13 protein-coding genes are annotated in these 13,477 nt (G+C 46.4%); 5 read left to right on the plus strand and 8 right to left on the minus strand.

Going from position 1 to position 13,477, the window contains the following annotated elements; all coding sequences use genetic code 11:
• Positions 1–107: 107 nt before the first annotated feature.
• The 3 genes from VJL_RS22425 to VJL_RS22435 form a co-directional block, all read right to left on the minus strand.
• Complete coding sequence (locus VJL_RS22425) at positions 108–944, minus strand: outer membrane beta-barrel protein (protein ID WP_038881554.1); 837 nt, start codon at positions 942–944, stop codon at positions 108–110.
• Positions 945–1,058: 114 nt separating this feature from the next.
• Positions 1,059–1,502, minus strand: coding sequence for an RDD family protein (locus tag VJL_RS22430; RefSeq protein ID WP_038869181.1), 444 nt, complete (start codon positions 1,500–1,502; stop codon positions 1,059–1,061).
• Positions 1,503–1,622: 120 nt separating this feature from the next.
• Complete coding sequence (locus VJL_RS22435; RefSeq protein ID WP_038881555.1) at positions 1,623–2,387, minus strand: ferredoxin--NADP reductase; 765 nt, start codon at positions 2,385–2,387, stop codon at positions 1,623–1,625.
• Positions 2,388–2,596: 209 nt separating this feature from the next.
• Here VJL_RS22435 and VJL_RS22440 point away from each other — a divergent pair, with 209 nt between their 5' ends.
• The gene (locus VJL_RS22440; RefSeq protein ID WP_005453229.1) at positions 2,597–3,049 is read left to right on the plus strand and encodes an acyl-CoA thioesterase; all 453 of its coding nucleotides are present in this window, start codon (positions 2,597–2,599) and stop codon (positions 3,047–3,049) included.
• A 164-nt stretch (positions 3,050–3,213) separates the two neighbouring features.
• On the opposite strand, the gene VJL_RS22445 is transcribed toward VJL_RS22440, so the two are convergent.
• Positions 3,214–3,432: a VF530 family protein gene (locus VJL_RS22445; RefSeq protein ID WP_005429327.1), complete on the minus strand. Its 219-nt coding sequence runs from the start codon at positions 3,430–3,432 to the stop codon at positions 3,214–3,216.
• A gap of 132 nt (positions 3,433–3,564) precedes the next feature.
• Between VJL_RS22445 and VJL_RS22450 the strand changes: the two genes are divergently transcribed.
• Positions 3,565–4,494 carry a LysR family transcriptional regulator gene (locus tag VJL_RS22450; RefSeq protein WP_038881557.1) on the plus strand — a complete coding sequence of 310 codons (930 nt, stop codon included), beginning with the start codon at positions 3,565–3,567 and terminating at the stop codon, positions 4,492–4,494.
• On the opposite strand, the gene VJL_RS22455 is transcribed toward VJL_RS22450, so the two are convergent.
• The gene (locus VJL_RS22455) at positions 4,491–4,781 is read right to left on the minus strand and encodes a putative quinol monooxygenase (RefSeq protein WP_005436210.1); all 291 of its coding nucleotides are present in this window, start codon (positions 4,779–4,781) and stop codon (positions 4,491–4,493) included. The genes VJL_RS22450 and VJL_RS22455 overlap by 4 nt on opposite strands.
• 162 nt (positions 4,782–4,943) lie before the next feature.
• Positions 4,944–5,597, minus strand: coding sequence for an oxygen-insensitive NAD(P)H nitroreductase (gene nfsB / locus VJL_RS22460; protein WP_038881558.1), 654 nt, complete (start codon positions 5,595–5,597; stop codon positions 4,944–4,946).
• 195 nt (positions 5,598–5,792) lie between these two features.
• Here nfsB and VJL_RS22465 point away from each other — a divergent pair, with 195 nt between their 5' ends.
• Positions 5,793–7,229: a helix-turn-helix domain-containing protein gene (locus VJL_RS22465; protein WP_038881559.1), complete on the plus strand. Its 1,437-nt coding sequence runs from the start codon at positions 5,793–5,795 to the stop codon at positions 7,227–7,229.
• 129 nt (positions 7,230–7,358) lie between these two features.
• A complete protein-coding gene (locus VJL_RS22470; protein ID WP_038881561.1) occupies positions 7,359–10,016 on the plus strand; it encodes an alpha-amylase family glycosyl hydrolase in 2,658 nt (885 codons plus the stop codon).
• A 122-nt stretch (positions 10,017–10,138) separates the two neighbouring features.
• Here the strand turns inward: VJL_RS22470 and VJL_RS22475 are convergent, their stop codons facing one another.
• On the minus strand, positions 10,139–11,305 hold the full coding sequence (locus VJL_RS22475; RefSeq protein ID WP_038881563.1) for a D-alanyl-D-alanine carboxypeptidase family protein: 1,167 nt from the start codon (positions 11,303–11,305) through the stop codon (positions 10,139–10,141).
• Positions 11,306–11,558: 253 nt separating this feature from the next.
• On the opposite strand from VJL_RS22475, the gene VJL_RS22480 reads away from it, so the two are divergent.
• A complete protein-coding gene (locus tag VJL_RS22480; RefSeq protein ID WP_038881564.1) occupies positions 11,559–12,854 on the plus strand; it encodes an alpha/beta fold hydrolase in 1,296 nt (431 codons plus the stop codon).
• A gap of 100 nt (positions 12,855–12,954) precedes the next feature.
• Here VJL_RS22480 and VJL_RS22485 read toward each other — a convergent pair whose 3' ends face one another.
• A complete protein-coding gene (locus tag VJL_RS22485; RefSeq protein ID WP_038881567.1) occupies positions 12,955–13,443 on the minus strand; it encodes a GNAT family N-acetyltransferase in 489 nt (162 codons plus the stop codon).
• Positions 13,444–13,477 lie beyond the last annotated feature (34 nt).

Consider the following 13,477-nt stretch of genomic DNA (forward strand, 5'->3'; position numbering starts at 1 on the left):
TTTAGCAATGACACATTTTAGCTCGCGGCTATATTTGGACATAAAAAGACCCCCAATAATTAGTGTCCAACTATTGGGGGTCAGTTCAGAATGTGGCTTTTTTAATATCAGAATGTATACGCCATGGTCAGCATCGGCCCGTAAAACCGATAAGTGACATCCAATGCTGATTTGTCACTTTCATAATCAACGCCCACCTCATAATAGTTGAATGACCCCGTCACGCTGAACTGATTGGTAAAGAAGTATTTAGCGCCCAAATCGAATTCCAACAAGTAACCCTCAATATCATCTACGGCTAGGTAGAAGACTTGAGCGTGACTTTTCAAAATCCAATCAGGACTCAGCGAATACTCAGCTCGAATACCTAAGTCTGGTAATGGCGCTGTGACATCATTTAAAACCGCATCATCAACAAACATCACTGGGATTTCATCCACTCCACTCACTTTCGCACCGAGCTTGCCATCTAAACCCAATGACAGCCACATCACGTGCAACCCAGCCAATACATCCACCGCCCATTTATCGCTGGTATAAAATTGGTAACCGTAACCTAGGCGTGCAATATCAATATTCAGCTCTGTTGTAAGCTTTGAACCAGCCTGAACAGCATACGTTGTTCCATCTATCGTCACTTCGAATGGCTTGGTCACCGCCGTTCGGGTGGCTTCTCGATGCAAACTTCGCCAATCTGCGTACACGCTGTGTTTGGGGTTAAAGTAATACTCCAACTCCACATAAGGCAGCACAGTAAACTCTTTCAAATCGAGATCCGATTCAAAATCGATAGTGCGTATTTGATCGAGATAAGGGTCGTAAGCGTTGAGTTTCGTATCGGTGCGAGAGAAAAATCCACCGGCTTCAATCTCCCATTCACCCGCAGAAGCAGCCGAAGAGAATAGTGCAGCGAAACAAACCGCCCAACCAGCTTTGTTCATTATCCTTGATCCTAAGCGATTGAATTTATGTCTGAAGAAAGTGTAGACGCTAGAGAAGGGTTGTGGAAAGGTGAGTCGCTCGCAACTCTGTATGAAACAGGCGAAATCTGAAATGTTTTAACAGTTCACAACTTTAGTTCCGGAAATTAAATCGTGCAGTAGTCGCCTTTGCGGGTGAAGAATCAGCAACAACAAATTCACTAACGGCGTATATGGAATAAGCATTTCTATCAAGTAGCCCATGCATAATCGCAATGAAGCAGTGACTTTCGTCGTATCATGGCCATTACTCATCACCACTTTAATCCCAACTAAACGCATGCCAATTGTCTGGCCGTCACGCAATAAATTCCAATTCATCATCATTAACATCGGAATTGTTAGGACGTAGTTTGCTTTGGTCTCATTAACAAGTTGAAGATTTTCACGAAAAGAAAGTTCGAAGCCATTAATGAGGGAATTGATCGTGAGAGCAATAAGTAGCACTATCCCTGTCACAAGCATTAAATCAATCAGCCCACCAATAAATCTGCGCCGTTTACTGGCAATTGAACACCACATACTTCCCCCCTGAAATGCAAGCTGATGCATTCTAGGGATGGACCACAAAGTGCTCAATTGTGAGATGTGATATTTGTGAACCTCTCTCAGAAGTGAGATGGATTAAAAATCAGTCAAAGCTTACCAATACCTTTCGTAAATGATATTGCCACCCGTTCTCGCTCGGTATTTATCAAGCCCTAATTCTTGCAGTACTGGAGAGGTGTCTTTGATCATCTCCGGATTACCACACATCATCACAAAGCTGCTTTCTTTAGAAAACGGTAAGTCAGCGCGATTAACGAGCTCTCCCGACGCAATCAGATCTGGAATACGGCCTTGAAGCTGACCCGGAATACTCTCACGGCTGACAATCGGTACATAACGAAGACGACCTTCATATCGCTGTTGGAGCTGCTCTATCAGGTATTTGTAAACTAAATCTCTTTCGTAACGCACACCATGCACCAGCACAATATGATCGCTGTGTGGCAGTAGATTGATGTCGTCTAACAAAGAGAGAAATGGACCAATGCCTGTGCCCGTGGAAAGCAGCCATAGATCGTTTGCGTGTTTGGGAATGGTATCGTGGATCAGATCCCCATGGGCCGTTTCACCAACATAAATGCTATCGCCGGTTTGAAGCTGCTGTAGCCTTGGCGTCAATTGCCCTTCTGGGTTCGCGACGACTAAGAATTCAAGCCATTCAAACTGCTCACTGGGCGCATTTACTACCGAGTATGCACGGCTAATGGGATTGCCCTGTTCGTCGAGCAAGGCCAGTTTGGTAAATTGTCCGGCTTTGAAGGAGAGAGGCGCTCCGGAAACTCGTAGACTGAACAGCTCACCTGTCCAGTCGATTCGTTTTTCTACTTTGGCAAGATTGAAACCTTTCAGTTCTGTCATTGGACATCTCCTTTTGGTTACGCTTACTTAAACCTACGCCTCACAACTGACTATGTAAAGTTTTTAGTTTACAAAAATAAGCATCTAATTCATTTCACACTTTACATACAATTTTATTACATTTTAATCAGTTCCATCTAGAATAAATACTCAAAGTGATAAGTCGCTTGGCAAATTGCGGCAACGTCGATGAAAAAGGAACATGAGTAATGGATACGTTATTAAAAGAATTCCCAGTGATTACGGAAATCAAAGTCGCTTGGGGAGAGATGGATGCCCTGCAACACGTCAATAATGCGGTGTATTTTCGTTACTTCGAAACTGCGCGTTTGGACTACTTCAACAAGATTAATCTGTTGGTAGATTTGCAGACGTCTCACATCGGTCCGGTTTTAAGTGAAACCCAGTGCCGCTACAAACTACCCGTTACGTTTCCAGATACGCTTTTGATTGGCTCACGCGTAATCGACATGCAAGAAGATCGCATCACGATGGAATACCAAGTGCTGAGTAAGAAGTGGGGCAAGATTGCGACCATCGCGACCGCCACTGGTGTGATGTTTGATTTTAAGAACAATGTGAAAGCCGCGATTCCAGACCACGTTCGCCAGTCGATTTTAGACTTGGAAGGCACCGTGGGCAGTACGCATCATTTGGAGTAATAAAGAGGCGAGAAGCGAGAGATTAGAATCGAGATTCCCGACTGCGCTCCTTCGTCGCTATCGGGAATGACGCAGAGGTACTCTTCCAGCCTATGCGATGAGAAAAGTTGTGTCATTCTAGCGAGCCATCCGGGATCTCTCTTTTAGACGTGCACCAAATCCAATTAGCAGAACGTCTCGATGTACAGCGCTTCCACTTTATCTCTTGCCCACTGCGTTTTGCGCAGGAACTTCAACGACGATTTGATTGAAGGATCTTTCTGAAAACAATTAACACGAACGCGCTCATGCATTCCTTTCCACCCGAAGTGCTCAACTAAACGGGTAAGGATTTTTTCTAAACTCAACCCGTGAAGTGGGTTATTCGGCTGCTGTTGGCTCATGCTATTGATCCAGTAAAGTGAAGTTGCGCGCTAATCTAACTCAAACTCGCCGTGCAACCTAATGTTTTAACCTTGAATTGCCCTGCGACTCTCCCCTATAGTAGCCCAAACTTCTTAAAAGCCCTTTTCATTATGAAAGCCCTCAACGATCTGAATATCTTTGTCGAAACCGCACGCCAAGGCAGTTTTTCGAAAGCCGCCAACAACATGGACATGACACCAGCAGCCATCAGTGCATCGATCAAACGTCTTGAGGGACAAATAGGCTTTCCGCTGTTTGTGCGCTCCACTCGCAGCCTTCGCCTCACCTCAGAGGGTGAGCTGTTCTTAGACAAAACCACTCAAGCGCTCGCAACACTGCAAGAGGGGTTAGATCAGATATCAAGCGCGCGTGGCGAGTTATCTGGTCAGCTGCATATCACTGCGCCATCTGATTTTGGTCGCAACATGCTGCTTGATTGGGTTGATGAATTTATTGATGTTTACCCAAACGTCTCTATCAAGTTAGAGCTGTCTGATAGCTTAACCGATATGTACACCAAGCCCGTCGATATCGCGATTCGTTACGGCGAACCTGCTGACTCTAATCTCGTCGTATTGGCGTTATGTGGTGCAAATGAGCGAATCCTGTGTGCCTCTCCAGAATACGTCGCAAATAATCCCGTGCTGACCAAACCGGAAGATCTAAACCAACACAACTGTTTGTGTTACATGGTGGCGGATTCGGTTTACAACAAATGGACGCTGACTCGCGGAGACGAAACAGAACAGGTTGTTGTGAATGGCAAGCTACTTAGCAACGACAGTGACTTATCCCATCGCTTAGCAATCAAAGGCAAAGGCATCGCCAACAAATCACTGATGGACATCAGCCAAGATTTGATTGAGGGAAGATTAGTAAGAGTATTGCCTGAGTGGGATTGTGGTCCGGTACCGCTATACATGGTGTGCGCCGATCGTCGTTTGCTGACGCCAACCATTCGTACTTTCCGTGAATTCATTCATGAAAAATGCTGCCAGCAACGTAAGAAAGTGCTGGCAACATTCTGCTCAGAAGGTTAGCCGACAAACGTCATTGGGCGAATCTGAGAATATTCAACCCAATCGTTATCTTCTAGCGTCGAGATAAACTGCGCGATATGTGGGCTTTGTAAGTGCTTATCTAACGCTTCTTGCGACGCCCAAATTTCTTGGAACATAAACAAGCCTTCGATCTTTTGATCCAAATACAGTTCGTATTGGCAACACCCCTCTTCTTCACGAGAAGGTTCTAGTAGACCAGAAAGTAAGTTGGTTACGTTGTCGATACTATCTGGGTACGCTTTAATTTCTGCAACTAAATGAATCATCTATATCAACTCTATTGATTATGAGGTTATAAATTGCGCAGGAAAAATCGTTTAGAACAAGGCGTGAACTGCGGTAACTAGTGGGTCTAATTACAAAGTTCAAAACGAAGTTATCAACGATTTTAACCAGCAAGGAGGATTAAATAATTGATAGAGTTGATATCAAATCTCAGTAAACACAGAGCTTTCTTCCCAGCGTGACTTCGGCGTCTTGGCATTGAAGTCATCTTCCGCGTGGTAGCCAAGCGGTACAATCACAACGCCAGTGTAGCCTTTTTCACGTAGACCAAATTCTTCATCCAGCACTTTCGGGTCAAAACCTTCGATTGGCACCGCATCAATTTCTAGCGTTGAAACACCCAGTAACAATGTACCCACGTTGAGGTAAACCTGTTTCTCCATCCAATGATTGGCGTCTTTCAGGTCAAAACGGTGCATGTTCACAAAGTAACTACGACCGCCACGTACCGCTGCTTTTGCCTCTTCGGTTGGGAATCGACCGTCTTTTTCTTCCTGCGCCAATAGCGCTTCGATGTAGTCGTTATCGATGTCCGTTTTAGCACAGAACACCAACACGTGTGATGCGTTTAGGATCTTCGCAGCATTGAACGCGTAGTTCTCTTGTGCTGCTTTTGCGATACGTTGCTTGCCCTCTTCTGTGTTTGCCAGAATGAAGTGCCACGGCTGAGAGTTCACACTCGATGGACTAAAACGAATCAGCTCTTTGACTGCGTCGATCTTTTCTTGAGGCAGCTTACGAGTTGGGTCAAAGACTTTGGTTGAGTAGCGAGATTTAGCAGCTTGAACGATGTCCATCGGGTTCTCCAGTCGAGTAGTTTATGCTGGTTATCACTTTAACCTTATGAGTTACAGGGAAAAACCGATTTCAGTTAAAAACATCTTCAAAATAAATTTGAAAATCGCCGATGTAACAAGCTTTGAGCACTCTCACTGAAGCAACACTCGGTTTAAGCAATAATGTCGCCTTTGCTCCGTTACCGAACCACTTTCATGCTGCCTCAAGACAACATCATCACGCCCTTTCTCTGCAAAAAACTCGGGCACAATCACCTAAGAATTGCTGGCGAATATTGGCACATTGAAAAGCTGGTTGCCTTGCAATGTATGATGTTGCAAGAGGCACCGACGCTGCGTGAAGGTCTGTTGTGGTGGAGCAAAAGTGTTTCGCTGTTCGACCGTCGCTTGTACATTGTTTTCGAACACAGTGATAACCAGATTCAGATGCGGCTAGAGTGCCGAGCTACCGAGATGCCAAGCTGGGCAGAATCGGTTTATGACTTGCTGCTGATGCAATTGGAACAACTAGGTTTGAGTGAATCTGTGCGCATTCAGCTTCACAACCATGACCTTTACTCTGCTCATTTCGAGCTAAAAGAAGAGATCAACCCGACTCAGAACCCAGTTGTGTTCGACTTGGTAAAACATGTTTATTTGCTGCTGTCTCACCAACCAATTGAACAGCCAGAATTGTTGAGCGTGCTTAATGCTCTGTTCGTCAAAAACAGCAATTACGCATTGAAATTAGACCAAGCCGCACTGCAATTGGGCGTATCCAAGCGCACCTTACAACGTCGCCTGCAAGAAAAACAAATGAGCTATTCGCAATGCGTCGACTTCGCCAAGAAAAAGCACGCATTAGCTCTACTCGCAGACACTCAACTCACAACGCAGCAAATCGCCTATCAGTTGGGTTATGAAGAACCTTCCAACTTCCACCGAACTTTTCGCCGTTGGTATCCGTTTTCGCCAATGCAATATCGCCAGCAGTGCTTGGATAACCGCACTCATCTCAACAACCAACCCATCCGCTTGTACTACGCCAAAGCGAACACTCTAGCCGATAACGACATTGACCAACCCGTCGGTAAAATCTGGATGGAAGTGGATAACATTGCGTTTGAAAAAGTGGTCTCCGTTGAGTGTCGAGACCGTGATGGCACTTGGCGTCGCTACCCAGCCTTCTTCGAGCGTTTTTTGAATAATGGTACCGAACTATGGGCGACGACAGAGCTTCCTGTCGCACATCCACTGACCTTTAGACTGTGTTATGAAGTCGATGGTGAGCGCTACATTGATAACAACCACCAGCGTAATTACGTGGTTTCTAAAGGGCTTTTAATTGGCGCAGCGGAATACATAGTCCCAACAAGACAACTGATCCAACTCGGCACTCATTACACCTTGTTTGTGGAACTCGCCTGTCGATTAAAAGACGTGGCGAAAATCGATTGCTACGTGGGTGATGCGCCATCTCCGCACACAATGAGCCAAACTCAGAATGCAGAAGATTACACATGCTGGGCGCTACAACTTCCCCTCCCCCAAACGGCCAAACAGTGTCGATTCCGACTCTATGATCATTCGGGTAATGAGTTAGCCAAAGACCATTACCCGATTCAATACCCAATTGTGCAACCACTCAGTTAAATATGTAGCACAGTTCAAATTCAGCACTTCGTGACATCATTTCACGTCTTTTTTGGCGTGAAATGACACTCTCAATTTCAAACCTTTGATTTATCGTTTCCGCATTGCTGCATAACGGAGACAAAAACCGTGTTTGAAAACTTACCTAACCCTATGAATAAAATAAAAATACTCCCTTTAGCGATCGCCTTAGCTCTTTCTGGCTGTGGTAGCGATGAAACCACACCAGCAGATACAGGAAGCCACGTGGCATCTCCTGATTGGCAAGACCAGATCATTTACTTCTTGATGATCGACCGTTTTAACGACGGCGACAACACGCTTAACGATCAAGGTCAGAATGAATACGATCCTACCTCAGACAAAAAATTCAGTGGTGGTGACCTTGTTGGTGTCAGCGACAAACTGGGCTACATCGAAGACCTAGGCGCTACTTCTATCTGGATTACACCGCCAGTGGCAAACCAATGGTGGGATGCCGAGCAAAACTACGGCGGTTACCACGGCTACTGGGCGCGTGACTTCCAAAAAGTGGATGAGCACTTTGGTGACATGGAAAGCTACCAAGCGTTAGCGCGAGAAGTGCACGCTCGTAACATGTTCTTGATTCAAGACATAGTGACCAACCACGTTGGTAACTTCTTCACTTACGATGACCCATACAATTACGATCCTAGCCTTCCTTGCCAAGGTTTTCGCTTGATTGAAAATGCGCTGCCAGCAGGGCAAGAACTGCCTTATCCGCTCAACATGAATGAGTGTAAAGATGATGGCTCGGGCATTTACCACTGGACGCCAAGCATCACCGATCACAACGACCCAGTACAAGAAAAAACCTGGCAACTGTCGGATCTGGATGACCTAAATACGTCCGATCCTGAAGTACGCGCTTATCTAAAAGAGAGCTACCGTAAATGGATCCGCGAAGTGGGCGTTGACGGTTTCCGTATCGATACCGTGAAATTTGTTGAGCACGATTTCTGGAACGACTTCCTGCATGCCGACGATGGTGTGATGACTCAAGCGGTTGATACTGGTCGCGATAACTTCCTAACCTTTGGTGAAGTCTTCGAAACATCTACGCCTTACAACACCGAAGGCGAAGAGAAGATGCTGACTTACATCGGTGAAAGCGGCTCACCGGAGCAGTTAACCTCGGTGTTGAACTTCCCATTGCAAGCCACCATGACGCGCGTGTTTGCAGCAGGACAACCGACCGATTACTTACGCTTCCGTCTTGAGAAAATGATGGAGATGTTCCCGAATCCATACATCATGCCAAACTTCATCGATAACCACGATATGCCGCGTTTTCTATCGCAAGGCAGCGTCAACGATATGAAACAAGCGCTGATTACCATGATGGCGGTACCGGGCATCCCCGTGATTTACCAAGGTACAGAACAGGCGATGTCAGCAGCGCGCGATGCGATGTTTGCCGGCGGTTACCGTGAAGATGGCGACTACGTAGACTCATTCGACCAAAACAGCGAGATGTACTTGTTCATCCAAGAGCTTGCTAAGTTACGTACCGAAAACAAAGTCATGACACGCGGCGAAATGAAAGTGATTGGCAGCGATAAAGCTGGTGCCGGTGTGTTCGCCTTTACCCGAACGTTGGATAACGACGAAGTCTTGGTGGTAATGAACACATCGAATTCCCCGATGTTGATGAACCAACTCGATGTAGAGCAAGCGGGCGGCACCATTTTCCAACAACAAATCATGTCGAACTGGGCAGACGCTCCAGAGCAGTTAGTCGCCGATGAAAACGGTCACGTAACCCTTGAACTACCACCCAAATCTGCTGTGATTTACTCGAAAACTAACGACACCCAATCGGTAGATACACCAGACCTCAACATCCAACTGGCGCAAGATTGGGAAGGACAAACCATCACTGATGACATCGTGATTGCTGGTACTGCTAACGCAAACGAGAAATTAAACCTTGTCGTGGACGGTAATCTAGAAACAGCACAAGCCATTACCGTAGGTGCTGACGGTCAGTTCAGCGTGACTTTATCTACCCGTCACTTTGCAATTGGCGAACAGCAACACCGCTTCGCGATTTACTCCACTGAGAAAAAAGCAGGCATTGAAGATGTGAACTTTGTGTCGGACTTAAGCTGGTCAAACACACCGGACGACACTATTGATGATGCAGGTGATGCACAAGATGGCATGGGCGGTCCTAACGGTAACTACTCGCTACCAACGGATCCAACTTTCGATAAAGACAACAGCCAACTCGCAATCAACAAAGCCGAGGTATTTACCGTCGGCAGCAACGTGCGCTTGACCTTCACCATGGACAAGATCACCGATACTTGGTTACCGCCAAATGGCTTTGACCACGTTGGTTTCACCATCTTCATTGATTTACCGGAAGAAGCGGCAACCAACCTAACGGAACTGCCTAAGATCAACGCTTCTATGCCAAGCGGAACATGGAGTCGCAATGCTGTAGTCTTCGGCTGGCAAAGCTCGATTTACAACACCCAAGGCGCAAACGCGACAACATGGGGCGAAGCCGTAACACCAGCACCAATGGTCACGGTAGACAAAGCCAACAACACCATTTCGATGGACTTCGCGAGTGACGCACTAGGTCGACCTGATTCACTGGATGGCATTCGATTCTATGTGACAACTTGGGACTTGGATGGATTGTCTGCCACTTACCGTCCACTGGAACAAGACAAAGGTCCTTGGAACTTCTCTGGCGGCGCTTCGGATGAGAGCAAGATTTGGGATGACTTACCAATCATCACCTTGTCTGAATAATCACTGAAACCGCAATAAATGCGAAAGTCGTCTCAGCTATAAAAAGAAAAAAGCAGCTCCCCTTCGAGCTGCTTTTCTTTTTCTGAAATTCTGAACTCACTATCGCGAAATTCACCCTTGCGCTAGTTAAACAGAGACTTCACCCACAGCACCAAACTGTCCCATAACTTCCCAATCCACGAGCCCTTTTCCACCGCTTGGTTACTTACCAATGGATAGCTCGCCACGGTTTTATCGTCACTCTTCCACACGACTTTACCAACCACATCCCCTTTTGCTATGGGTGCAATCAGCGGCTCATTCACGATCACGCTCTTGTCTAAACCAGCGGTTAGAGAGCGAGGGAGCGTCAGGTACGCATCTTGGGCAAAACCCAAATCAATCTCACTGACATCGCCTTTCCAAACTTTTGCACTCGCCTGAACTTCGCCCTGTTTTGCCACTTGTTTGGTGTCATAAAAGCGGAAGCCATAACTGAGCAGATTCTTAGACTGGCTAATACGCGACTGTTTGCTTGGTGTCCCCATCACTACCGAGATAAGTCGCATCTTTCCTTGCTTAGCAGAACTGACCAAACTGTACCCAGCATTGCTGGTGTAGCCCGTTTTGCCGCCATCGACATCCATCGATTTATCCCACAGCAGTTTATTGCGGTTGTATTGGGTGATCTTGTTCCACTTAAATACCTTTTCACTATAAAGCGCATAGACTTCAGGCACGTCATTGATGATGGATTGCATCAGCGTCGCCATGTCGTTAGGAGAAGTTTGAATGCCCTCGCTATCTAGACCGTGCGAGTTAACGAAGTAGGTATCATTCAAGCTGAGCTTATCTGCCCAACCATTCATCAAGGCGACAAACGCCCCTTCACTACCGGCAACGTGTTCGGCGAGCGCCACACAAGCATCATTACCAGATTGAATGATCACACCACGCATTAGGTTGGCAACGGTGATTTCATCTTTGGGTTGGATAAACATTTTTGAGGAGTCTGGGAATTTGGCTGACCACGCGTTCTCACTCACCGTCACTTTATCATCCCATTGAAGCCGCCCAGATTTGATTTCTTGCCCCACGACGTAAGCGGTCATCAGCTTGGTTAAACTGGCTGGGGCTAATCCGGCACGCGCGTTTTGCTCAGCAATGATGGCACCGGACTGAAAGTCCATTAACACATAGCCTTTCGCCTGCAACTGAGGCGGATTCGGCGTTACGACTGCCAATGCAGGGGCACTTATGGTCTGTAGTAATAAACAAGTGAGCGTGATTCGGGTAAGTGACGTGTTCATCAAGCATCCTCCATGGTCAATGACCGCCAAATGTCTCGTTTCATAAAAACGGTAAGACAGTGATGTCTAAACTGCACCTATCAGATCATAGTTCACTCAGTGCATACCAACACGGAAAGATCGAAGAGTTTCTGTTTTGAATGCCATTACTTGCCTTTCAGGCTTCAAAAATCGAGTTCTTACAACAAATCTATTGTTTCTAATAAGGAATTCGATATCGTAACGCGACTATAAACAAGGACAGACCATAACAATGAACGCTCAATCATTTATCGACGCAGGACTGCATTACACGCCCTGCTCGTTTACCGTGCCGCTGGACTACCAAGATCTAAGCAAAGGCACGATCAACGTCTTCGCTCGCTCCGTTTGTTTAGTCGGCGATGAAGACTCCGACAAACCGTGGTTAGTGTATTTTCAAGGCGGTCCGGGCTTCCCTTCTCCTCGTCCAAACGGAAACAACGGTTGGATCAAACGCGCACTGAGTGAGTACCGTGTACTGCTGCTCGACCAACGCGGCACTGGCAACAGCAGCGTGATTAATCACCAGACGCTTGCGCACCTCACGCCGGAGCAACAAGCGGACTACTTAAGCCACTTCCGCGCAGACAACATTGTTCGCGATGCGGAATTTATCCGTGAACAATTTGGTGTTGAGAAGTGGGCGATTTTGGGTCAGAGCTTTGGTGGTTTCTGCTCACTAACTTATCTATCGCTGTTCCCGAACAGCCTTCTGCAAAGCTACATTACGGGTGGTGTGCCTTCGGTTTCTCGCCATGCGGATGATGTGTATCACGCAACATTCAAGCGTACCATGGAAAAGAACCAAGCCTTCTTCCAACAATTCCCACAAGCGCAGCAGCTATGCCAAAACATTGCTGATCACTTATTGGTGCACGAAGAGTTTCTGCCAAATGGTCAGCACTTTACTGTCGAACAGTTCCAACAAATTGGGATTAACTTTGGTGTCAGTGATACCTTCTTGCCAACTTATTACTGGCTAGAAAGTGCCTTGATTGAAGTGAACGGTAAACCTCAGCTTCGTTATGAATTCCTCAACGACATGTTGGCGCAGCAAAACTTCCAGACCAATCCAATTTACGCGATTCTGCACGAATCAATTTACTGCCAAGGGTTTGCTTCTCAATGGAGCGCGCACCGAGTGCGTCAAGAACACAACGCGTTCAACTACGAACAAGGCAAGCCGTTCTACTTTACTGGAGAAATGGTTTTCCCTTGGATGTTCGATCAATACGTGAACTTAAAGCCACTGAAAGAAGCGGCGGAATTACTGGCAGAGAAAGCCGATTGGACGCCGCTGTACGATGCCCAGCAACTGGCAAACAATAAGGTGCCTGTGAGCTGCGCTGTCTATGCCGACGATATGTTTGTAGAAATGGACATTAGCCGTGAAACACTCGCTGCAATGCCGAACTCAAAAGCTTGGATCACCAATGAATATGAGCACAACGGTCTTCGTGCAGATGGTGAGCGTATTCTCGACAAGTTAATTGCAATGGGTAAACAATCCGCAGCAACGTTGAAATGAGCAGCTAACGCTCAGAATTTGCTAAAAACCTAGATAGAAAAACGCCTCTTTATCACGAGATAGAGAGGCGTTTTTGATTCAATTCACGTTTACATTAGCGCTAGCCTTTGACTCGTTTAGTCATCATTTTGGTGATCACGCGGTAACCCATCTTATGGTAGAAATCTTCGCCTTCATGATTAAATGACGCCACGGTTAAACCGAGCTCTTCAATATCTTGGCTGCACAAATCACTCTCGATTTTATCCATCAAAGACAAGCCAATACCTAAGTTTCGGTGACTTTCAGACACCACTAACTCATTGATATATCCAACGCGTCTTTCCGGAGAGAGAATCGAGTTGACCTCTCGCACGGTACCAGAGATAAAACCAACCACCTGTCGGTTAGAACAAGCAATAAAAGCCGTGATGCTGCCATCAAAATATTTATCGAAGATGTTTCGATCTTCCCTTAACTGCGCCATTTCTCCCGGAGAACGGTAGAAATCTGGCTCAGCATTATAATGAGAGCTGTCGAGTTCGACCAAGAGCGTTTTCAACAGTGGGACGTCTTCTTCTCTTAGTCTTCTGATATGAAACTGTTGCATATTGAATTCCTTTGCCAACCGACCTGTATCAAAC

Source organism: Vibrio jasicida CAIM 1864 = LMG 25398 (assembly GCF_000400365.1).
Lineage (GTDB): Bacteria > Pseudomonadota > Gammaproteobacteria > Enterobacterales > Vibrionaceae > Vibrio > Vibrio jasicida.

What these genes read in the sequence shown, in the direction of transcription:
- VJL_RS22475 (WP_038881563.1), bottom strand. Translation starts at nt 11,305, where the DNA reads ATGAACACGTCACTTACCCGAATCACGCTCACTTGTTTATTACTACAG.
- VJL_RS22440 (WP_005453229.1), top strand. Translation starts at nt 2,597, where the DNA reads ATGGATACGTTATTAAAAGAATTCCCAGTGATTACGGAAATCAAAGTC.
- VJL_RS22450 (WP_038881557.1), top strand. Translation starts at nt 3,565, where the DNA reads ATGAAAGCCCTCAACGATCTGAATATCTTTGTCGAAACCGCACGCCAA.
- VJL_RS22430 (WP_038869181.1), bottom strand. Translation starts at nt 1,502, where the DNA reads ATGTGGTGTTCAATTGCCAGTAAACGGCGCAGATTTATTGGTGGGCTG.
- nfsB (WP_038881558.1), bottom strand. Translation starts at nt 5,597, where the DNA reads ATGGACATCGTTCAAGCTGCTAAATCTCGCTACTCAACCAAAGTCTTT.
- VJL_RS22455 (WP_005436210.1), bottom strand. Translation starts at nt 4,781, where the DNA reads ATGATTCATTTAGTTGCAGAAATTAAAGCGTACCCAGATAGTATCGAC.
- VJL_RS22465 (WP_038881559.1), top strand. Translation starts at nt 5,793, where the DNA reads ATGCTGCCTCAAGACAACATCATCACGCCCTTTCTCTGCAAAAAACTC.
- VJL_RS22485 (WP_038881567.1), bottom strand. Translation starts at nt 13,443, where the DNA reads ATGCAACAGTTTCATATCAGAAGACTAAGAGAAGAAGACGTCCCACTG.
- VJL_RS22445 (WP_005429327.1), bottom strand. Translation starts at nt 3,432, where the DNA reads ATGAGCCAACAGCAGCCGAATAACCCACTTCACGGGTTGAGTTTAGAA.
- VJL_RS22435 (WP_038881555.1), bottom strand. Translation starts at nt 2,387, where the DNA reads ATGACAGAACTGAAAGGTTTCAATCTTGCCAAAGTAGAAAAACGAATC.
- VJL_RS22480 (WP_038881564.1), top strand. Translation starts at nt 11,559, where the DNA reads ATGAACGCTCAATCATTTATCGACGCAGGACTGCATTACACGCCCTGC.